We start from the raw sequence: 20,277 nt of genomic DNA, 5'->3' as shown, positions 1-20,277 counted from the left end.
CCATCCGGGAGAGGAGCTCTTGAGCACGCTGATTGTTTCTTTGCCGCCGCGCGAGCCGGCCGTGCCGTTGCAGGAATGGCAGTGGCCCGAGCTGCCGTTCACGCTCGTGGACAAGGCCGGCCAGGTGCAGCGCGCGGGCCGCGCCGCGCTCGCGCTGCTGCCGCGCGCGAACGCGACGGTGCTGATCGTCGCCGCGCGCGACGTGCTGCTGCTGGCCGCGACCGTGCCGCCGCTCAAGGGGCCGAAGCTGCGCCAGGCGCTGCCGAACATCGTCGAGGATCAGCTGATCCAGGATCCGCTCGGCTGCCATGTCGCGCTCGATCCGGTCGCGCTGCCCGACGGCGGCCGCGTGCTGGCCGTCGTCGACCGCGCGTGGTTCCGCGCGATCTGTGATGCCTTCACCGCGGCCGGCCACCGGCACCTGAGCGCGGTGCCCGCGACGCGCTGCCTGCCCGCACCGCGCGCGCCGGCGGCGGAAGCTGCACCGGATGCGCATGCCGACGGTGAGGCCACCCAAGCCGACGCGCTCACGGATGCGGTCGAGCCGCCTGCGCGCCCGACCGCGGTCGCCGCGGTGCTCGGCGTCACGACGGCGGTCGAGCCGGTGCTCGTGGAAGCCGGCGCGCAGCCGGCCGCGGCCGGTGCGCCGCGTCTCGAATTCGCGGTCGCGCGCGGCGCGCTCGGCGAAGGGTTCGCGGCGCCTGCGTCGCGCGCGGCCGGCACGCTCGCCGCGCTCGCGGGCGGCGGCGACGTCGAACTGTACGAACTCGGCGAACCGGGCGCGGAGCCGCGCCTCGCGTCGGTCGGACGCGCCGACGGCCCGCTGCTGCCGGGCGCGCAACCGCTGCCGTTCGATGCGTTCGCGCGGCGTGCGCTGACCGAGCGCTTCGATCTGTGCCAGTTCGAATTCGAATCGCAGCCGTGGCGCTTCGACCGCGCGACGCTGAAGCGCCTGCGCGTGCCGATCGCACTCGCCGCGGCTACGCTCGGCGTCGCGGTGATCGGGATGAACCTGCACTGGTGGAAGCTGTCGCGCGAGCGCGACGCGCTGTCCGCGCAGATCACCGAGACGCTGCTGTCGGCCTTCCCGAAGACGACGACGGTGCTCGATCCGCCCGCGCAGATGCAGCGTCAGCTCGACCAGCTGCGCCTCGCGGCGGGCGAGCTGTCGCCGAACGATTTTCTCGCGCTGTCGAGCGGGCTGTCGCGTTCGATGGGCGCGCTGCCGCTGAACGGTATCGCGTCGCTCGATTATCACGACCGGCGGCTCGACGTCGGCTTCAAGCCGGAGGTCAAGGTCGACCCCGATTTCCCGCAGCGTCTCGCGCGCAACGGGCTGACCGGCGAAGTCGACAGCAGCACCGGCAAATGGACGATCCGGAGCCGCTCATGAAGACGGAACAACTGACCCAGACGCTGGCCCAGTTCTGGGGCGAGCGCACGCCGCGCGAGCGGACGCTGCTCGGCTGGGGCGGCGCCGTGCTGGCCGTCGCGATCGCGTATTCGGTGCTGTGGTCGCCCGCGGAGGAAGGCCGCGCGCGGATCCGGCGCGCGCTGCCGACGATGCGCCAGGAGCTCGCGCAGATGACCGCGCAGGCCAACGAGGCGAAGTCGTTGACGGCCGCCGCGCAAGGCGTCGCGCCGACCGGTCTTGCGCTGAAGGACGCGCTCACCGCGTCGCTGTCCGATCACGGGCTGCAGGGCGCGCAGGTGCAGGTCGTCGGTAACGGCGTGCAGATCCAGATGAAGAACGCCTCGTTTCCGGTGTGGACGCAGTGGCTCGACGACGCGCGCCGGCAGTTCAAGGTGCAGGTCGGCGAAGCGCATGTGACCGGACTGAAGGAAGACGGCCAGGTCGACCTGACGGCCGTGATGCAACCCTCGACGCAGAAATGACGCAGTGGATGAAACCAGCGACGGTCGGCCGATGAGGCCAGGGATCAGGCGGCTCGTCGCCGCATTGCCGTGGGTGGTGGCGGGCGGGTTCGCGACGGCGCTGACGCTCGTCGCGCTCGCGCCGGCCGCGTGGATCGCGCCGCAGTTCGCGCGCGCGAGCGGCGGCCACGTGAACCTCGTCGATCCGGACGGATCGCTGTGGCACGGCTCGGGCACGCTGATGCTCGCACCGGGCGCGGACCAGAGCGCGGCAACGCTGCTGCCGGGGCGGGTCGAATGGACCACGGGCTTCTGGCCGCTCCTGACCGGGCGCGTGCGGATGCGCATGCGGCAGACCGAGGCGATGCCCGACGCCGTCACGCTCGACGCGACGTGGCGCGGCGCCGTGCTGTCGGCGGGCACGATGGCCGTGCCCGCGTCGCTGCTTGCCGGGCTCGGCACGCCGTTCAACACGCTCGACCTGCAGGGCGACGTGCGGCTCGGCTGGACCGACTGGCGGATGATCGGCAACAGCGCGTTCGGCCAGCTGACAGTGACGATCGATTCGATGAGTTCGCGCGTGTCGCGCGTGAAGCCGCTCGGGTCGTATCGCGCAGTGCTGCAGGCGAAGGGCTCGGGCGCCGATCTCGACCTGTCGACGACGCAGGGCCCGCTGTTCCTCGACGGACACGGCAGCTTCGGCCCCGGCCAGGGTTCGTTTCGCGGCACCGCGCATGCGGCGCCCGAGCAGCAGGCGAACCTCGCGGGGCTGCTGAACCTGCTCGGCCATCCGATCGGCAACAACGAAGTGTCGCTGATCTTCGGCGACGCGACGCGCTGACGCGCGCCACCCTCTCCTTTCCGTCTTACTTCTGCGCGAGCGGCACGGCGGCCGACGGCGCGGTCGCGGCCGGCGCCGCCGCACCGGATGCCGGCGCCGGTGCCGCCATGTCACCCGTTTCGCGCGCGAGGTCCGACGCATCCCAGCCGCCGCCGAGCGCCTTCACGAGCCCGACCGACGACACCATTCGCTGGCCGGCGATCGTCGCGAGCTTCTGCTGCGCGGTGAACGCGGTGGTCTGCGCGGTCAGCACGTTCAGGTAGGCGACCGTGCCGGCCTTGTACTGGTTCGTGACGATCGCGAGCGCATGCTGGGCGCTGTCGACGGCCTGCCGCTGCACGTCGACTTCCTGCGCGAGGATGCGCTGCGACGCGAGGTTGTCCTCGACGTCCTGGAACGCGGTGAGCACCGCGAGGCGGTACGCGGCGACGTCCTGGTCGTAGGTCGCGCGCGCGGCATCCGTTTGCGCGGCGCGCAGGCCGGCGTCGAACAGCGTCGCCGCGAGCTGCGGGCCGACCGTCCAGAACCGCGCGGGCAGCGTGAACAGTTGCGACCACACCGAGCTCTGGAAGCCGCCGGTGGCCGACAGCGTGAGCGTCGGGAAGAACGCGGCGATCGCGACGCCGATCTGCTCGTTCGCGGCCGCCGCGCGGCGCTCGGCCGCCGCGATGTCGGGCCGGCGCTCGAGCAGCGCGGACGGCACGTCGACCGGCGTGATCGGTGGCTCCGCCGCGAGCGGGTTCGGCGCCAGCGAGAACGTCGATGCCGGTTCGCCGATCAGTGTCGCGATCGCATGCTCGTACTGCGCGCGCGCGACGCCGTTGTCGATCGACGCGGCCTGCGCGCTCTGCAGCTGCGTCTGCGCCTGGATCACGTCCGCGCGCGCGGCGACGCCCTGCGCGTACTGGTTCTGCGTGAGCTTCAGCGATTCGCCGTACGACTTCACGGTGTCGTCGAGCAGCTTCTGCAGCGCGTCGGACGTGCGCAGCTGGAAGTAGGTCTGCGCGAGCAGCGCCTGCTGCGAGAGCCGCGCGTTCGCGAGATCGGCCGCGGCGGCCGCTTCGCCGGCGCGCTGCGCGCTGACGGTGCGGCTCACCTTGCCCCACAGGTCGGGTTCCCAGCTCGCGTCGAGGCCGACGCTGTAGCTGTTGCTGATCGACGAGCTGCTGCCGAAGCTCGACGAAGACGACGTACGCCCCGTCCGGGAGCGTGAGCCCGAGGCGGTCAGCCCGACGGTCGGGAAGTACGCGGCACGCGCTTCGGCGACGAGCGCGCGGGCCTGCCGGTACGCGGCGGCCGATTGCGCGATGGTCTGGTTCGATGCGTTGAGCTTGCCGACCAGTGCCTCGAGCTGCGGGTCGTGGTAGACGCTCCACCACGGACCGCGGTCGGCGCGGTCGGCGGGCTGCGCGACTTTCCAGCCGGCCGGCGCTTCCTTGAAGGCGGCGGGGATCGACGTGTCGGGCCGGTGATAGTCGGGCCCGACGGCGCAGCCGGCGAGCAGCACGGCCGTCGCGACGGCGACGGCGGCGCTCAGCGGGCGAATGGCGCGCGGGAGGAGAGCGTACGGCATGGTGGTTTTCCTGTCGGGATGCTGCGGCCGGCGAGCGGCGTCGCGCGATGCGGTCGTCGTGCCGCTGGCGGACAAATGGTAACTGACGGCGGGAAAGCCGCGCAGCCCTAAGGGTACGGTGCGCGGCGACACGAATGTGTTACCGGCGCGGCCGGCCGGTTTACCGGTCATTACGGATCGCTTGCGCTCGAGGCAGGCGACGAATGCGGCGCAGGCGACGCCGGGACGCGGGGTGCGGCCGGCATTCGGTCGGGATGACGGGAGCGGGCGGTGTCAGTGGCAGCGCGCGGGCAGAGCGACGGGATCGGCGGCGGACCGCCATGTCGACGGCTCCGTGGCCGCCGGGCGGCTCGTGCGGCGGGCGGCGCCCTTCGCGTTGCGCTGCCGGCGGTGATCGAACCAGGCAAACCCGAGCGCCGCGAGCGACCCGCCCGGCACCACCAGCATCGTCACGTACAGCGCGATCTTCCAGCCGCGGTGCGGCCCGGAGAACACATGATGAGCGGTATCGGTCAGGTTGCGGCGCAGCGCGCCGGCGGCATTTTTCAGGAACAGCATTGCGAACATCCTCGGGTGCCCGGCAGCGCGGGCTGAGCGGTCAGAACATCGTCTCCGGCAGTGCGGCATGCACGTCGTAACTGGTTGCCTGAAATAATATTGACTAAGCAATCATTTTTCAAGATACTGGGCGCGTTTTGACCTGAAACGCACTGTTGCTGCGCGCGCAATTCGCATGAACGGCGGCCTCTACGATCCCGACACCATTGCACTGGAAACGAGCCTCGGTTATTACCTGACCAAGGCCCGGCAGGCGCTCGTCGAGAGAATGGACCGCGCACTCGAGCCGTACGACCTCACCGCGCAGCAGATCGGCGTGATCCTGCTGCTGTCGCGCGGTTATGCGCGCACGCCGTTCGAGCTGTCGCGCAAGATGTCGTACGACAGCGGTTCGATGACCCGGATGCTCGACCGCCTCGAGCGCAAGGGCCTGATCGCGCGCTCGCGCAGCGAACAGGACCGCCGCGTGATCGAGCTGACGCTGACCGAGCGCGGCGCCGACGCGGCCCGCGCGCTGCCGTCGCTGATCGCGACCGCGTTGAACGCGCAGCTCGCCGGTTTCTCGGCCGACGAACTCGCGCTGCTCACCGGCCTGCTGCAGCGGTTCATCGCCAACGGGCCCGGCGACGCCGGCTGCCCGAAGCCCGACGAACCGGATTGCTGAGCGCGGGAGGCCCGATGTCTAGGTTAAGCATTCGCTTATTTCTCTGTCTGGGCAGAAGATGACGAGGCACGTGCTCCATCTCTCCCCTCACCCGTTCCACCCGTCCGGGCCGCGCGATAGGGTGCGCCCGTGTGTTGTGCCGGCGCGCTGCGCGCGTCGCGTCTAGGAGATTCCGATGTCCGCCACCACGGCATCCGCCGCGCCACCTGCCGCCCAACCCGCGCCGCTTACCGGCGGCGCGCTCGCGCTCCTCACCGTCGGGCTCGCGCTCGGCACCTTCATGGAAGTGCTCGACACGTCGATCGCGAACGTTGCGGTGCCGACCATCTCGGGCAGCCTCGGCGTCGCGACGAGCGAAGGCACGTGGGTGATCTCGTCGTATTCGGTCGCGTCCGCGATCGCGGTGCCGCTGACCGGCTGGCTCGCACGGCGGGTCGGCGAGGTGCGCCTGTTCACGCTGTCGGTGCTCGCGTTCACGATCGCGTCGGCGCTGTGCGGCCTCGCGGAAAACTTCGAGACGCTGATCGCGTTCCGGCTGCTGCAGGGCCTCGTGTCCGGGCCGATGGTGCCGCTGTCGCAGACGATCCTGATGCGCAGCTATCCGCCCGCGAAGCGCGGGCTCGCGCTAGGGTTATGGGCGATGACGGTGATCGTCGCGCCGATCTTCGGCCCGTTGCTGGGCGGCTGGATCAGCGACAACTACACGTGGCCGTGGATCTTCTACATCAACCTGCCGATCGGCATCTTCTCCGCGGCCTGCGCATACTTCCTGCTGCGCGGTCGCGAGACGAAGACGACGAAGCAGCGGATCGACGCGATCGGCCTCGCGCTGCTCGTGATCGGCGTATCGTGCCTGCAGATGATGCTGGACCTCGGCAAGGACCGCGACTGGTTCAACTCGAGCTTCATCGTCGCGCTCGCGCTGATCGCGGTCGTGTCGCTCGCGTTCATGCTCGTGTGGGAGGCGACCGAGAAGGAACCGGTGGTCGACCTGTCGCTGTTCAAGGACCGCAACTTCGCGCTCGGCGCGCTGATCATCTCGTTCGGCTTCATGGCGTTCTTCGGCTCGGTCGTGATCTTCCCGCTGTGGCTGCAGACGGTGATGGGCTACACGGCCGGCAAGGCCGGCCTCGCGACCGCGCCGGTCGGGCTGCTCGCGCTGGTGCTGTCGCCGCTGATCGGGCGCAACATGCACCGGCTCGACCTGCGGATGGTCGCGAGCTTCGCGTTCATCGTGTTCGCGGGTGTATCGGTCTGGAATTCGACGTTCACGCTCGACGTGCCGTTCAACCACGTGATCCTGCCGCGGCTCGTGCAGGGGATCGGCGTCGCGTGCTTCTTCGTGCCGATGACGACGATCACGCTGTCGAGCATCTCCGACGAGCGGCTTGCGAGCGCGTCCGGGCTGTCGAACTTCCTGCGCACGCTGTCGGGCGCGATCGGCACCGCGGCCAGCTCGACGTTCTGGGAGAACGATGCGATCTATCACCACGCGCGGCTGTCGGAATCGGTGAGCATCTACGCGCAGAGCACGACCGACTACCAGGGCGCGCTCGCGCAGCTCGGGATCGTCGGGCAGACGGCCAACGCGCAGCTCAACCAGCTCGTCACGCAGCAGGGCTTCATGATGGCGACCAACGACTTCTTCCATCTGTCGGCGGGCGTGTTCATCGCGCTCGCGGCGCTCGTGTGGATCACGAAGCCGAGGAAAGGCGCGGGGCCGGCAATGGGGCATTGAACGCGGAGGCTGGACCGTTTTCGCTGCGCCGTGTCCGTCTTGCAAGCCCCTTCCATTCGGACTAAGCTAAATAAGTTACTGAACTTAGTTCACATGGGATGAGGTAATGCAGACCTACAACATGCATGACGCGAAGACGAATCTATCGCGTTTGATTGACGAAGCCGTCCACGCGGGCGAACCGTTCGTGATCGCGAAAGCCGGCAAGCCGCTCGTCAAGGTGGTGCCGATCAATGCGCCTGAAGCCGTTCCCCCGGCTCGGATCGGCTTCATGAAGGGACAGATTCAGGTTCCCGACGATTTCGACACGATGGGTGACGAGGCCATTCGGAGGCTGTTCGAGGGCGACGCGTGAAAGTCCTGCTCGACACCCATCTGCTCCTTTGGGCGGCGGCCGACGCTGCGGAACTACCGAGCAGCGCCCGGTCGATCATTCAGGATCCGGCTTATACCCTGCTTTTCAGTGTCGTGAGTCTCTGGGAAATCGTGATCAAGCGCGGACTGGATCGGGACGATTTCCAGGTCGATCCCCATCTGCTCCGTCGCAACCTGCTCGATGTCGGCTACGTGGAATTGCCGATCACGAGCGCGCACGTTCTCTGCGTCGAGCAGTTGCCGGCGGTCCATCGCGATCCGTTCGATCGGCTGTTGATCGCGCAGGCAATTTCGGAAGGTGTATCGCTGCTCACGCACGACCACACCGTTGCGCGGTACGCGGGCCCGATTCAGCACGTCTGAATTCTGCCCGCACCGCGCGCCTCACTCCCGCGCCCGCAACCCGCCGAAGGCCAGGTCGTCGCCCGACGCGATCGGCAGCGTCGCCCGCGCGACGTCGAGCCACGCCCGCGCCGCGTGCGACAGGTAACCCTTCTTCAGCCAGCCGAGCGCGATCGCCCAGGTGATCTCCGGCTCGACGATCGGCCGGCACGTGAACTGCCGCGCATCGAGCCGCCGGCAGTACGGCTCCGGCAACAGCGCGATGCCGACCCCCGCGTGCACCAGCGCGGCCATGAAATCCCAATGACCGCTGCGGCTCACGATCGACGGCGTGAAGCCGGCCTGCCGGCACGCGTCGAGCACCGCGTCGTGCAGCGCGAGGCTTTCCGCGTAGAACACGAACGACTCGCGCGCCAGATCGGCGAGCGGCACGGCCGTGTGATCCTCCCAGCGCGACTCGCGCGGCGCGACCAGCCACAGCGGCGCGCGCACCATCGGCAGTCGCTCGAACGTGGCCGGATCGACCGGCTCCAGCAGCCCGCCGAGCTCGAGCTCGCCCGACATCAGCGCGGCCTCGATCATCCGCGCGCCCTGCTCGAACAGCTTCAGCTCGATGTTCGGATAACGCTGCTTGTACGCGGCGATGATCGGCGTGAACAGCGACCCGCCGAGCGGCGGAATGCCGATCGTCAGCTCGCCGCGCCCGAGCGTGCCCAGATCCTTCAGCTCCGACTGCAGCTGCGCCTGCGCGGCGAGCACGTCCTGGCCGCGCTGGAACACGATCCGCCCCGCGTCGGTCAGCACCATCTGCCGGCCGTCGCGCAGCAACAGCGGCGAGCCGATCTCGTCCTCGAGCGCCTTCACCATCTTGCTGATGGTCGGCTGCGTGACGAACAACCGGTCGGCGGCCGCCGTGAAGCTCTGCTGACGGACCACCTCGACGAAGTACCGCAGCGCGCGCAATTCCATCGATGACTCCCCAAGTTGGTGCAACGAACCAAGCTGAATTCCGAATTGGAATGACAAGGATAGAGACAAGTCATTTTATTTATGGTTAGGGGAAACCCTATACTCACACCATCAACGCAATATCTGTATGGAGCCCGCCATGACCAAGCCGACCGCCACTGCCGCCGCCCGCCCCGCCGCCGCGGGCAACGTTGCGCGTACGGGCCGGATCGTGCTGCAGGCCACCGCGCTCGGCGTGCTGTGGATGGCGGTCGACTGGGCCGTGCGCGCGGTCGGGCTGCCGGTGCCGTCCGGCGTCGTCGGCCTCGCGGTGCTGCTCGCGCTGCTGTTCTCGGGCCGCGTCGCGCCCGCGTGGGTGAAGGACGGCGCGAACTGGCTCCTGTCCGACATGCTGCTGTTCTTCGTGCCGGCCGCTGTCGCGGCCGTCCAGTATGGCGGGCTGTTCCGCGAGGACGGCTGGCGCATCGCGCTGGTCATGCTCGCCGGCACCGCGTTCGTGATGGTCGCGGTGGCGGTGGCGGTCGACCTCGCCGCGAAGCTCGAGCGCCGGCTCGCCGCGCAGCGCGTGTTCGCCGAGCGCCGCCGTGCGCGCCTCGCGACCGCGTCGGCCCACTGAGCCGGGGCCTGCGATGCTTGCGCTGCTGTCGAACCTGTCCGCCGACCGCGTGAATACCGCGATCTCCGTCGGCTGCTTCGTGCTGACGGTCGTCCTGTATTTCGTGTCGAAGCGGCTCTACGCATACAGGAAGACGCTGCTGTTCTCGCCGCTCGTGTTCGTGCCGGGCGTGCTGGCGCTGCTCGTCGTGCTGACCGGCATCCCGTATTCGGTCTACTTCCGCGACACGCGCTGGCTGATGTGGCTGCTCGGCCCGGCGACGATCGCGTTCGCGGTGCCGATCTACGAGTATCGCGACCTGATCCGCCGCCACTGGCTGTCGCTGTCGGTCGGCGTCGCGGTCGGGATCGGTGCCGGCGTGTGCGGATCGCTGCTGCTCGCGAAGCTGCTGCACCTGTCGCCCGAGCTGCAGCGCTCGCTGATGACGCGCTCGGTTTCGACCCCGTTCGCGCTCGCCGTGTCCGACAAGATCCATGCGCCGAAGGATCTCACCGCGCTGTTCGTGATCGCGACCGGCATCTGCGGGATGCTGCTCGGCGAGATCGTGCTCGCGCTGGTGCCGATGCGCACGCGGCTCGCGCGCGGCGCGCTGTTCGGCGCGGCCGCCCACGGCGTGGGCACGGCGAAGGCGCGCGAGATCGGCAGCGAGGAAGGCGTCGTGTCGAGCCTCACGATGATGATCGCGGGCGTGGCGATGGTGCTGATCGCGCCGCTGCTGTCGCTGCTGCCGATCTGACGATGCGCGGGCGGGTGCCGCCGCCCGCCCTTCTCGCCCGAAGGCCCGGATGCCCGCCGGTCGCCCGCCTCACCGCTCGCAGACGCGGTTTTCCCGCCGCTCGTACCCTGCATCGAGCCGACACCCGGCCGACAATCGGCTGAGATAGCCGCAATTCCCCCCTCTTTTCCGCCCATCGGGCTCGGCCCGGATGCCGAACAATGCATGCTACGAGACATCACGCACGCATTCACATGGCCTCCACGACCGCAAACCCGACTGCCGACAAGCCGGCCTCGTCCGGCAAGTTCAAGCGCATCGCGCTCATCGCCGTCATCGCGCTGGGCGCAGCGGCCGCCGCCGCGGGCGGCATGTACGTGTTCCTGAGCAAGACCGGCGTCGGCCATGCGAGCGCGCCCGCCGAACCGGCGCCGCTGGCCGCTCCGGTGTTCTTCCCGCTCGACCCGCTGACCGTCAACCTGCAGTCGGACGACGGCGTGCAGCACTACCTGCGCGTCGGCCTGTCGCTGAAGCTCACCGACCCGAAGGCACAGGAGCAGCTGACCGCGCGCATGCCGGAGACCCGCAGCCGGATCTTGCTCGCGCTGTCGAACAAGCATCCCGAGGATCTCGCGACGCCGGACGGCAAGCGTTCGCTCGCGAAGGAGCTGCGCGAGCTGATCGAACAGCCGACGCAGCCGGGCAACCAGCGCGCGAAGGTCGACGACGTGCTGTTCACCGAATTCGTCGTCCAGTAACGCGGCCGGAAAAGGAGCGCGCATGGGCCACCAGGAGTTCATGTCCCAGGAGGAGGTCGATGCCCTCCTCAAGGGCGTCACGGGCGAAACCGACGCAATCGACGAGCAGCGCGATACGTCGGGCGTCCGCCCCTACAACATCGCGACGCAGGAGCGGATCGTCCGCGGCCGGATGCCCGGCCTCGAGATCATCAACGACCGCTTCGCGCGCCTCTTGCGGATCGGCATCTTCAACTTCATGCGGCGCACGGCGGAAATCTCCGTGAGCCAGGTGAAGGTACAGAAGTACAGCGAGTTCACCCGCAACCTGCCGATCCCGACGAACCTGAACCTGGTGCACGTGAAGCCGCTGCGCGGCACGTCGCTGTTCGTGTTCGACCCGAACCTCGTGTTCTTCGTCGTCGACAACCTGTTCGGCGGCGACGGGCGTTTCCACACGCGCGTCGAGGGCCGCGACTTCACGGCCACCGAGCAGCGGATCATCGGCAAGCTGCTGAACCTCGTGTTCGAGCACTACACGACCGCGTGGAAGAGCGTGCGGCCGCTGCAGTTCGAATTCGTGCGCTCGGAGATGCACACGCAGTTCGCGAACGTCGCGACGCCGAACGAGATCGTGATCGTCACGCAGTTCTCGATCGAGTTCGGGCCGACCGGCGGCACGCTGCACATCTGCATGCCGTATTCGATGGTCGAGCCGATCCGCGACGTGCTCGCGTCGCCGATCCAGGGCGAGGCGCTCGAAGTCGACCGCCGCTGGGTGCGCGTGCTGTCGCAGCAGGTGCAGTCGGCCGAGGTCGAGCTGAGCGCGGATCTCGCCGAGATCCCGTCGACGTTCGAGAAGATCCTGAACCTGCGCGCGGGCGACGTGCTGCCGCTGGAGATCGCGGACACGATCACCGCGAAGGTCGACGGCGTGCCGGTGATGGAGTGCGGCTACGGCATTTTCAATGGTCAATATGCGTTGCGCGTACAGAAGATGATCAGCGCGGGCGACACGATGAAGGAAGGTGGATATGAGTGAGCTGAACCCGACGACCGAACTCGACCCGCAGGCACTCGCCGACGCGGCCCTCGCGGAATCGGCCGCGGCCGTGCAGGCCGCGCCCGCCGCCGCGGAAGAGGATTCGGGCATTGACGACTGGGCTGCCGCGCTCGCCGAGCAGAACCAGCAGCCGGTGCAGGCGGGCGCGACCGGCGCCGGCGTGTTCCAGCCGCTGTCGAAGGCCGCGGCCAGCTCGACGCACAACGACATCGAGATGATTCTCGACATCCCGGTCAAGATGACCGTGGAGCTCGGCCGCACGAAGATCGCGATCCGCAACCTGCTGCAGCTCGCGCAGGGGTCGGTCGTCGAACTCGACGGCCTCGCCGGCGAGCCGATGGACGTGCTCGTGAACGGCTGCCTGATCGCGCAGGGCGAGGTCGTGGTGGTCAACGACAAGTTCGGCATCCGGCTGACCGACATCATCACGCCGGCCGAACGGATCCGGAAGCTGAATCGATGAAAGTCGTGACGTCCGGCCGCCGCGCGCGCCTGTTCGCGATCGCGGCGGCGGCTGCCGTTGCCGCGTCGCTTGCGTGCGCGCCGGCCGGCGCCGCCGACATGAACGCGGTGAACAACGCCGGCGCCATCGCATCGAGCGTGACGGTCGGCTCGGCCGTGCCGTCGCTCGGCGTCGGCGCGGTGCTGCAGACGCTCGTCGGGCTCGCGGTCGTGATCGGCCTCGTATTCGGCTGCGCGTGGCTCGCGCGCCGCTTCGGGTTCCAGCCCGCGCGGCGCGGCGGCCCGCTGAAGGTCGTGTCGAGCGTCGGGCTCGGCGCGAAGGAAAGCGCGACGATCGTCGAGATCGGCGATACCTGGCTCGTGCTCGGCGTCGCGCCGGGCAACGTGCGGCTGCTGCATACGCTGCCGGCCGGCTCGGCGGCGGCCACCGCGACGGTCGAGGCACCTGCCGGCGGCCCCGCATCCGGCGGCGGCCAGCCCGGCACGTTCGGCGCGCGGTTTCGCGACGCGCTCGCGGGCGAAGCCGCGAAGCGCTTCGGACGCGGCAAGGACCGCTGACATGGCGTCGCGCCCTCTTTCCGCTCTTTCCGTATTCGCTTCTCGATGAAACACGAATTCCTGCGTCGCGCGGCGCGCTTCGCGCCCGTGCTGATCCTCTGCGTCGCCCCGGCGCTCGCGTGCGCGCAGGCGGCCGGCCTGCCCGCGTTCAACACGAGCCCGGGCCCGAACGGCGGCACCACCTATTCGCTGAGCGTGCAGACGATGCTGCTGCTCACGATGCTGTCGTTCCTGCCGGCGATGCTGCTGATGATGACGAGCTTCACGCGCATCATCATCGTGCTGTCGCTGCTGCGCCAGGCGCTCGGCACCGCGACGACGCCGCCGAACCAGGTGCTGGTCGGCCTCGCGATGTTCCTCACCTTCTTCGTGATGTCGCCGGTGCTCGACCGCGCGTACGCCGACGGCTACAAGCCGTTTTCCGACGGCTCGATGCCGATGGAGCAGGCCGTGCAGCGCGGCGTCGCGCCGTTCAAGACCTTCATGCTGAAGCAGACCCGCGAGACCGATCTCGCGCTGTTCGCGAAGATCTCGAAGGCCGCGCCGATGCAGGGCCCGGAAGACGTGCCGCTGTCGCTGCTGGTGCCCGCGTTCGTCACGAGCGAGCTGAAGACCGGCTTCCAGATCGGCTTCACGATCTTCATCCCGTTCCTGATCATCGACATGGTCGTCGCGAGCGTGCTGATGTCGATGGGGATGATGATGGTGTCGCCGTCCACCGTGTCGCTGCCGTTCAAGCTGATGCTGTTCGTGCTGGTCGACGGCTGGCAGCTGCTGATCGGCTCGCTCGCGCAGAGCTTCACGTAAGCGGAGGACGCGCACGATGACACCCGAACAGGTGATGACGCTGGCGCACCAGGCGATGATGGTCGGCCTGCTGCTGGCCGCCCCGCTGCTGCTGGTCGCGCTCGCGGTCGGCCTCGTCGTGAGCCTGTTCCAGGCCGCGACGCAGATCAACGAATCGACGCTGTCGTTCATCCCGAAGCTGCTCGCGGTGGCCGCGACGCTCGTGATCGCAGGCCCGTGGATGCTGACGACGATGCTCGACTACCTGCGGCAGACGCTGCTGCACGTCGCGACGCTCGGCGCCGGCTGAGCGGCGCGCCAGGCTTTCGTTCCCCGCCGATGTTCTCGGTTACCTACGCGCAGCTCAACGGCTGGCTGACGGCCTTCCTGTGGCCGTTCGTGCGGATGCTCGCGCTCGTCGCGACGGCACCCGTGGTCGGCCATGCGGCCGTGCCGGTGCGCGTGAAGATCGGCATCGCCGCGTTCCTGGCGCTGGTCGTCGCGCCGACGCTCGGCGCGATGCCGGGCGTCACGGTGTTCTCCGCGCAGGGCATCTGGATCGTCGTCACGCAGTTCCTGATCGGTGTCGCGATGGGCTTCACGATGCAGATCGTGTTCGCGGCCGTCGAGGCGGCCGGCGACTTCATCGGCCTGTCGATGGGGCTCGGTTTCGCGACCTTCTTCGACCCGCATTCGAACGGCGCGACGCCGGCGATGGGCCGCTTCCTGAATGCGATCGCGATGCTCGCGTTTCTCGCGGTGGACGGGCACCTGCAGGTGTTCGCGGCGCTGGCCGCATCGTTCCAGACGCTGCCGGTGTCGGCCGACCTGCTGCACGCGCCGGGCTGGCGCACGCTCGCCGCGTTCGGCGCGACCGTGTTCGAGATGGGGCTGCTGCTCGCGCTGCCGGTGGTCGCGGCGCTGCTGATCGCGAACCTCGCGCTCGGGATCCTGAACCGCGCGGCGCCGCAGATCGGCATCTTCCAGATCGGCTTTCCGGTCACGATGCTGGTCGGGCTGTTGCTCGTGCAACTGATGATCCCGAACCTCGTGCCGTTCGTGTCGCATCTGTTCGACATGGGGCTGGATGCGATGGGGCGGGTGTTGATCGGGTGGCGCCAGGTCGCTTGAGCCGCCGATTGCTGGAAAACCCCTAAAGGAATCGCCCGCCCGCGAAAGGTACCGGAAGGTTTCGCCTCCCTATACTCGTCAGGACGATGCAGCAAGCATCGCGCCATACGAATACAACGAAGGAGACGACCCCGATGCGACCCATCCTGCGCACCCTCGCCGTGGCAGCCAGCCTGAGCTGCGCGCTCGCCGCTCACCCCGCTTTCGCCGACGACGGCGGCAAGATCACGATCATGGTCGGCGGGATCGCGAAGCTGATCTACCTGCCCGCGCGGCTCACGCAGGAGCTCGGCAACTTCAAGGCCGAAGGGCTCGACGTCGAGCTGCTGTCGCAGCCGGCCGGCGTCGACGCCGAGAACGAGCTGCTGGCGGGCGCCGTGCAGGGCGTCGTCGGCTTCTACGACCACACGATCGACCTGCAGAGCAAGGGCAAGGACGTGAAGGCGATCGCCGTGTTCGGCCAGGTGCCGGGCGAGGTCGAGATGGTGTCGACCAAGGCGGCACCCACCTTCAAGTCGATGGCCGACGCGAAGGGCAAGACGCTCGGCGTGACCGGCCTCGGCTCGTCGACGAGCTTCCTCACGCAATATCTCGCGCTGCAGCACGGCGTGCCGTCGACGCAGTACACGATGCTGCCGGTCGGCGCCGACGCGAGCTTCATCGCCGCGATCAAGCAGGGCCGCATCGACGCCGGGATGACGACCGAGCCGACGGTGTCCGCGCTCGAGAAGATGGGCGACGCGAAGGTCCTGGTCGACCTGCGCACGCTGGAAGGCACGCGCGCCGCGCTCGGCGGCACCTATCCGGCGGCGAGCCTGTACGTGCAGTCGGCGTGGGCCGATTCGCACAAGGCCGAAGCCACCAAGCTCGCGCACGCGTTCGCGAAGACGATGCAGTTCATCCACACGCACAGCGCCGAGGAGATCGCCGCGAAGATGCCGGCCGACTACCAGAAGGACAAGGCGCTGTACGTGTCCGCGCTGAAGGCATCGCTGCCGATGTACACCGCCGACGCGAAGATGCCGGCCGACGGCCCGGCGACCGTGCTGAAGGTGCTGTCGGCGTTCAACCCGTCGGTGAAGGGCAAGCACATCGACCTGGCGCGCACCTACACCAACGATTTCGTGAACGCGAAGTAATCGATCTCGGCGCCGGCGGCGGCGATCCCGCCGCCGCGCGTTCCCCGTTCCGGCCCGGCTGACCGGCCCGGCGCCGCCACGATGCGGCGCCCTCCTCACCCGCAGGACGAATGCGATGACCCAGGCAGTTTCTCCGAGCACACCGGCGATCGAGTTTCGCAATGTGTCGTGCCGCTTCATTTCGCCGGAAGGCAAGGCCACCGTCGCGCTGCGCGACTTCAGCATGAGCGTCGCGCGCGGCGAGTTCATCGCGATCGTCGGGCCGACCGGCTGCGGCAAGTCGACCACGCTGAACCTGATCACCGGGCTGTTGAAGCCGGCTTCCGGCGAGGTGCGCGTGATGGGCCGCCCGGTCGACGGGATCGATCCGCGCATCGGCTTCGTGTTCCAGGCCGACGCGGTGTTCCCGTGGCGCAACGTGATCGACAACGTCGCGGCAGGCCCGCTGTTTCGCGGCCGCTCGAAGGACGTCGCCTACGCGCAGGCCGAGGAATGGATCCGCAAGGTCGGCCTCGACAAGTTCACGAAACACTACCCGCACCAGCTCTCCGGCGGGATGCGGAAGCGCGTCGCGCTCGCGCAGACCTTCATCAACCAGCCGGAAATCCTGCTGATGGACGAGCCGTTCTCCGCGCTCGACATGCAGACGCGCACGCTGATGCAGGACGAGCTGCTGCAGCTGTGGTCCGCGAACAAGGGCTCGGTCGTGTTCGTCACGCACGATCTCGAGGAGGCGATCGCGCTCGCCGACCGCGTGTTCGTGCTGACCGCGCGCCCCGCGACGCTCAAGCGCGTGTACGAGATCGACCTGCCGCGCCCGCGCGTCACGTCGGAGATTCGCTACGACACGCGCTTCATCGAAATTTCCAAGGACATCTGGCACGACCTGCGCGAAGAAGTGCAGATCGGCTGACAGCAGCAAGGACAGGATAGGACAGGAGCATGACCGACATGACGCTTCCCCCCACCGCCATTCCGGCACCGTCGCTCGAGGACGAGTCGCGTGCCGCTCAAACCCGGCTGCGCCGCCGCCGGCAACTGATCATCGGCCTGCGGATCGCCGTGCTCGTCGTCGTGCTGGGCGGCTGGGAACTCGCCGCGCGCCTGAAGTGGATCGATCCGTTCTTCTTCTCGCAGCCGACGCTGATCTTCGCGCAGCTCCAGGACTGGTTCGCGAACGGCACGTCGCAAGGGCCGCTGCTTACGCAGGTCTGGGTGACGCTCGAGGAAACCACGATCGGCTTCCTGATCGGCTCGGTCGCCGGCGTGCTCTGCGGGATCGTGCTCGGCCGCAACAAGCTGATGTCCGACGTGTTCGGCCTCTATATCCAGATCGCGAACTCGATCCCGCGCGTCGTGCTCGGCTCGATTTTCGTGATCGCGCTCGGCCTCGGCATGGCGTCGAAGATCGCGCTGGCCGTCGTGATGGTGTTCTTCGTGGTATTCGGCAACGCGTTCCAGGGCGTGCGCGAAGCCGACCGCTACCTGATCGCGAACGCGCAGATCCTCGGCGCGTCGCGCCGGCAGATCACCACGTCGGTCGTGATTCCGTCCGCGCTGTCGTGGATTCTCGCGAGCCTGCACGTGAGCTTCGGTTTCGCGCTGGTCGGTGCGGTCGTCGGCGAATTCCTGGGTTCCAAGCAGGGCATCGGCCTGCTAATCTCCACCGCCCAGGGCGCGTTCAACGCGAGCGGCGTGTTCGCGGCGATGATCGTGCTGGCCGTGGTCGCGCTGGCCGCCGACTACCTGCTGACCTGGCTCGAGAAGCGCTTGCTCAAGTGGCGCCCCGCCGCGTTCTGAGCAACGCAGGCATCATCGAATGACACGCCCGAACCGCGCCGGTTGCCCCGGCGCGGTTCGGCATTGAGGAGACGGAATGGCGCACAGCCTGCGCGGGCGGCTCTTGTGGTGGCTGCTGCTGCCGCTCGCGGCTTTCGTGCTGATCGCGGGCGCGATGTCGTACGACACCGCGCGGCGCACGGCCGGGCTCGTGCAGGACAGCGCGCTCGTCGCGTCCGCGCGCACGATCGGCGAGGACGTCGAATGGCGCAACGGGCGGCCGGCGGCCGACGTGCCGCCGGCCGCGCTGGAGATCTTCGAATCGCCGTCGGGCGATTCGGTGTTCTACAAGGTGATCGACAGCCACGACCGGCTGCTCGCGGGCAACCCGGCGCTCGCGCTGCCCGGGCGGCACGGGGTCGAGCCGACGCTGTACGACACGTCGCTCGACGGCGTGCGGCTGCGCGCGGCCGCCTACGACCGCCAGCTGTACGACGAGGGGCAGATCGAGACAGTCACGGTGATCGTCGCGAAGACGACGCGCTCGTACGACGCGATGGTCGCGACGATCTGGCGGCCGCAGCTCGTGCGCCTGTCGCTGATGCTGGTGCTCGCGATCGTGCTCGTCTATCTCGGCCTCACGCTCGAGCTGCGCCCGCTGATGAAGCTGAAGGACGACGTCGCCGACCGCGGGCCGATGGAACTGGAGCCGATCCGCCCGGAGCGGCTGCAGCACGAGCTGCGGCCGATCGTCGACGCGATCAACCAGTGCATCGCGCGGCTCAATACGCACACGGCCACGCAGCGTCGCTTCATCGCCGACGCCGCGCACCAGCTGCGCACGCCGATCGCGGTACTCGACACGCAGATCCAGTACGCGCAGCAGCGCGACCATGACGATCGCGAGCTGGCGTCGGTGCTCGACAGCATGCAGCGTAGCAGCCGCAAGATGGCCGACGTGACCGACAAGCTGCTGCTGCTCGCGCACGCGGAAGCGACGCCGTCGACGCTGCTCACGCATCGCGTCGATCTCGCCGCCGTCGTGTCGAGCGTGCTCGAGGAAACGATCGTGCTCGCGCAGCAGCGCGACATCGACCTCGGCGCCGATCTCGGCGAACGGCTCGACGTCGCGGGCAGCGACAGCCTGCTGACCGCGCTGGTGATGAACCTCGTCGACAACGCCGTGCGCTATACGCAGCCGGGCGGCTGCGTGACGGTCGCGGCACGGCGCGACGGCGCCGCGGTCGTGCTGGAGGTGGTCGACAACGGCCCCGGCATTCCGGCCGAAGCGCGGCCGCACGTGTTCAAGCGGTTCTACCGCGTGTCGGCCGACACCGAAGGCTCGGGCCTGGGCCTCGCGATCGTCCGCGAGATCGCGCAGGCGCACGGCGGCAGCGCGTCGCTCGCGCCGGGCCCCGGCAATCGCGGTATCGTCGTGACCGTGCGGCTGCCCGCGTACGATTGAAGAGTGCGCCCAAACCGGTCGCTGCGCGCCAGGCCCCCGAGGGGGCAATCCCCCAAGGGGACTTCCCGCGGGGCGGGGAACTTGGGGCGGCCCGGCGTTTCCTTGAAGAGATGAAGTTGCCATGAAACTCCTGCTGGTCGAAGACAACGCCGAACTCGCGCACTGGATCGTGAACCTGCTGCGCGGCGAGGATTTCGCGGTCGACTGCGTCGGCGACGGCGAGCGCGCCGATACCGTGCTGAAGACCGAGCGCTACGACGCGGTGCTGCTCGACATGCGGCTGCCTGGCATCAGCGGCAAGGAGGTGCTCGCGCGATTGCGGCGCCGCAACGACAACGTGCCGGTGCTGATGCTGACCGCGCACGGCTCGGTCGACGACAAAGTCGACTGCTTCGGCGCGGGCGCCGACGACTACGTGGTCAAGCCGTTCGAATCGCGCGAGCTGGTCGCGCGGATCCGCGCGCTGATCCGCCGGCAGGCCGGCGTCGGCACGACGCAGCTCGTGTGCGGCGATCTCGTCTATGCGTTCGGCACGCGTGAATTCCGCTGCGGCGACACGGTGCTCGCGCTGCGCCGCCGCGAGCATGCGATTCTCGAAACGCTGATGCTGCAACAGAACAAGACGGTATCGAAAGCGCGGCTGATGGACAGCGTATTCGCGCTCGACGACGAGCCGAGCGCGGATGCGATCGACATCTACATCCACCGGCTGCGCAAGCATCTCACGCTCAGCACGGCCGAGATCATCACGCTGCGCGGGCTCGGCTATATCCTGCGCGCGAAGACCGCGCAGGACTGACGGCGCGGCCCGCGGCATCGATTCGCAGCACGTAATGTTGTTTTGGCAGCCCGCGGGCTGCCGGCTTGCCCGATTCCAGATTATTGCGATTT

24 protein-coding genes are annotated in these 20,277 nt (G+C 68.7%); 21 read left to right on the top strand and 3 right to left on the bottom strand.

Annotation, left to right across the window (positions count from 1 at the left end; genetic code table 11):
* The first annotated feature begins 19 nt into the window (after nucleotides 1-19).
* Genes gspL through U5A56_RS18720 form a run of 3 tightly spaced genes read left to right on the top strand, consistent with a single transcriptional unit; the run spans nucleotide 20 to nucleotide 2,716 of the window.
* Nucleotides 20-1,393 carry a type II secretion system protein GspL gene (gene gspL, locus U5A56_RS18730; RefSeq protein ID WP_321923935.1) on the top strand — a complete coding sequence of 458 codons (1,374 nt, stop codon included), beginning with the start codon at nucleotides 20-22 and terminating at the stop codon, nucleotides 1,391-1,393.
* Nucleotides 1,390-1,896, top strand: a complete 507-nt coding sequence (locus U5A56_RS18725) for a type II secretion system protein M (protein ID WP_321923933.1) — start codon at nucleotides 1,390-1,392, stop codon at nucleotides 1,894-1,896. The genes gspL and U5A56_RS18725 overlap by 4 nt, the downstream gene beginning before the upstream one ends.
* 31 nt (nucleotides 1,897-1,927) lie before the next feature.
* Nucleotides 1,928-2,716 (top strand): type II secretion system protein N, encoded by a 789-nt coding sequence (locus U5A56_RS18720; RefSeq protein WP_044845203.1) that lies wholly within the window; start codon nucleotides 1,928-1,930, stop codon nucleotides 2,714-2,716.
* A gap of 25 nt (nucleotides 2,717-2,741) precedes the next feature.
* Here the strand turns inward: U5A56_RS18720 and U5A56_RS18715 are convergent, their stop codons facing one another.
* Complete coding sequence (locus tag U5A56_RS18715) at nucleotides 2,742-4,289, bottom strand: efflux transporter outer membrane subunit (protein ID WP_321923931.1); 1,548 nt, start codon at nucleotides 4,287-4,289, stop codon at nucleotides 2,742-2,744.
* Nucleotides 4,290-4,562: 273 nt separating this feature from the next.
* Nucleotides 4,563-4,847 carry a multidrug ABC transporter ATPase gene (locus U5A56_RS18710; RefSeq protein ID WP_321923929.1) on the bottom strand — a complete coding sequence of 95 codons (285 nt, stop codon included), beginning with the start codon at nucleotides 4,845-4,847 and terminating at the stop codon, nucleotides 4,563-4,565.
* 175 nt (nucleotides 4,848-5,022) lie between these two features.
* Between U5A56_RS18710 and U5A56_RS18705 the strand changes: the two genes are divergently transcribed.
* The 4 genes from U5A56_RS18705 to U5A56_RS18690 all read left to right on the top strand — a co-directional run bounded on the left by U5A56_RS18705 (nucleotide 5,023) and on the right by U5A56_RS18690 (nucleotide 7,987).
* Entirely contained in the window at nucleotides 5,023-5,511 is a 489-nt protein-coding gene (locus U5A56_RS18705) for a MarR family winged helix-turn-helix transcriptional regulator (protein WP_044845200.1), read from the top strand.
* 175 nt (nucleotides 5,512-5,686) lie between these two features.
* Nucleotides 5,687-7,249, top strand: coding sequence for a DHA2 family efflux MFS transporter permease subunit (locus tag U5A56_RS18700; RefSeq protein ID WP_124486794.1), 1,563 nt, complete (start codon nucleotides 5,687-5,689; stop codon nucleotides 7,247-7,249).
* A 106-nt stretch (nucleotides 7,250-7,355) separates the two neighbouring features.
* Nucleotides 7,356-7,604, top strand: coding sequence for a type II toxin-antitoxin system Phd/YefM family antitoxin (locus tag U5A56_RS18695; protein WP_044845198.1), 249 nt, complete (start codon nucleotides 7,356-7,358; stop codon nucleotides 7,602-7,604).
* Nucleotides 7,601-7,987, top strand: a complete 387-nt coding sequence (locus U5A56_RS18690) for a type II toxin-antitoxin system VapC family toxin (protein WP_257775091.1) — start codon at nucleotides 7,601-7,603, stop codon at nucleotides 7,985-7,987. Before U5A56_RS18695 ends, U5A56_RS18690 begins: the two co-directional genes overlap by 4 nt.
* 21 nt (nucleotides 7,988-8,008) lie before the next feature.
* Here the strand turns inward: U5A56_RS18690 and U5A56_RS18685 are convergent, their stop codons facing one another.
* Nucleotides 8,009-8,935 (bottom strand): LysR family transcriptional regulator, encoded by a 927-nt coding sequence (locus U5A56_RS18685; protein ID WP_044845196.1) that lies wholly within the window; start codon nucleotides 8,933-8,935, stop codon nucleotides 8,009-8,011.
* Nucleotides 8,936-9,074: 139 nt separating this feature from the next.
* Here U5A56_RS18685 and U5A56_RS18680 point away from each other — a divergent pair, with 139 nt between their 5' ends.
* The 14 genes from U5A56_RS18680 to U5A56_RS18615 all read left to right on the top strand — a co-directional run bounded on the left by U5A56_RS18680 (nucleotide 9,075) and on the right by U5A56_RS18615 (nucleotide 20,185).
* Complete coding sequence (locus U5A56_RS18680) at nucleotides 9,075-9,551, top strand: CidA/LrgA family protein (RefSeq protein ID WP_044845195.1); 477 nt, start codon at nucleotides 9,075-9,077, stop codon at nucleotides 9,549-9,551.
* A gap of 13 nt (nucleotides 9,552-9,564) precedes the next feature.
* Nucleotides 9,565-10,287, top strand: coding sequence for an LrgB family protein (locus tag U5A56_RS18675; protein WP_044845194.1), 723 nt, complete (start codon nucleotides 9,565-9,567; stop codon nucleotides 10,285-10,287).
* A gap of 200 nt (nucleotides 10,288-10,487) precedes the next feature.
* Entirely contained in the window at nucleotides 10,488-11,024 is a 537-nt protein-coding gene (fliL, locus tag U5A56_RS18670; protein WP_124486793.1) for a flagellar basal body-associated protein FliL, read from the top strand.
* A gap of 22 nt (nucleotides 11,025-11,046) precedes the next feature.
* Nucleotides 11,047-12,045, top strand: a complete 999-nt coding sequence (fliM, locus tag U5A56_RS18665; RefSeq protein ID WP_124486792.1) for a flagellar motor switch protein FliM — start codon at nucleotides 11,047-11,049, stop codon at nucleotides 12,043-12,045.
* Nucleotides 12,038-12,529: a flagellar motor switch protein FliN gene (gene fliN, locus U5A56_RS18660; protein WP_124486791.1), complete on the top strand. Its 492-nt coding sequence runs from the start codon at nucleotides 12,038-12,040 to the stop codon at nucleotides 12,527-12,529. The genes fliM and fliN overlap by 8 nt, the downstream gene beginning before the upstream one ends.
* Entirely contained in the window at nucleotides 12,526-13,086 is a 561-nt protein-coding gene (fliO, locus tag U5A56_RS18655; protein WP_321923927.1) for a flagellar biosynthetic protein FliO, read from the top strand. Before fliN ends, fliO begins: the two co-directional genes overlap by 4 nt.
* A 45-nt stretch (nucleotides 13,087-13,131) precedes the next feature.
* Nucleotides 13,132-13,893 (top strand): flagellar type III secretion system pore protein FliP, encoded by a 762-nt coding sequence (gene fliP, locus U5A56_RS18650; protein ID WP_044845189.1) that lies wholly within the window; start codon nucleotides 13,132-13,134, stop codon nucleotides 13,891-13,893.
* A 16-nt stretch (nucleotides 13,894-13,909) separates the two neighbouring features.
* On the top strand, nucleotides 13,910-14,182 hold the full coding sequence (fliQ, locus tag U5A56_RS18645) for a flagellar biosynthesis protein FliQ (protein WP_006750427.1): 273 nt from the start codon (nucleotides 13,910-13,912) through the stop codon (nucleotides 14,180-14,182).
* 29 nt (nucleotides 14,183-14,211) lie between these two features.
* On the top strand, nucleotides 14,212-15,003 hold the full coding sequence (fliR, locus tag U5A56_RS18640) for a flagellar biosynthetic protein FliR (protein WP_321802013.1): 792 nt from the start codon (nucleotides 14,212-14,214) through the stop codon (nucleotides 15,001-15,003).
* A gap of 134 nt (nucleotides 15,004-15,137) precedes the next feature.
* Entirely contained in the window at nucleotides 15,138-16,142 is a 1,005-nt protein-coding gene (locus U5A56_RS18635; RefSeq protein ID WP_044845245.1) for an ABC transporter substrate-binding protein, read from the top strand.
* A gap of 115 nt (nucleotides 16,143-16,257) precedes the next feature.
* Entirely contained in the window at nucleotides 16,258-17,055 is a 798-nt protein-coding gene (locus tag U5A56_RS18630; protein WP_044845187.1) for an ABC transporter ATP-binding protein, read from the top strand.
* Nucleotides 17,056-17,084: 29 nt separating this feature from the next.
* Nucleotides 17,085-17,942, top strand: a complete 858-nt coding sequence (locus U5A56_RS18625) for an ABC transporter permease (RefSeq protein WP_124486786.1) — start codon at nucleotides 17,085-17,087, stop codon at nucleotides 17,940-17,942.
* A gap of 76 nt (nucleotides 17,943-18,018) precedes the next feature.
* Entirely contained in the window at nucleotides 18,019-19,386 is a 1,368-nt protein-coding gene (locus tag U5A56_RS18620) for a sensor histidine kinase (RefSeq protein ID WP_321923925.1), read from the top strand.
* A gap of 121 nt (nucleotides 19,387-19,507) precedes the next feature.
* On the top strand, nucleotides 19,508-20,185 hold the full coding sequence (locus tag U5A56_RS18615) for a response regulator (protein ID WP_321923924.1): 678 nt from the start codon (nucleotides 19,508-19,510) through the stop codon (nucleotides 20,183-20,185).
* Nucleotides 20,186-20,277: the final 92 nt, after the last annotated feature.

It is taken from the genome of Burkholderia sp. BCC1998 (assembly GCF_905339875.1).
In the GTDB taxonomy this organism is placed as follows: Bacteria; Pseudomonadota; Gammaproteobacteria; order Burkholderiales; family Burkholderiaceae; genus Burkholderia.
Note: the sequence above shows the minus strand (reverse complement) of the source record. Positions and strands in the feature narration are given on the sequence as shown.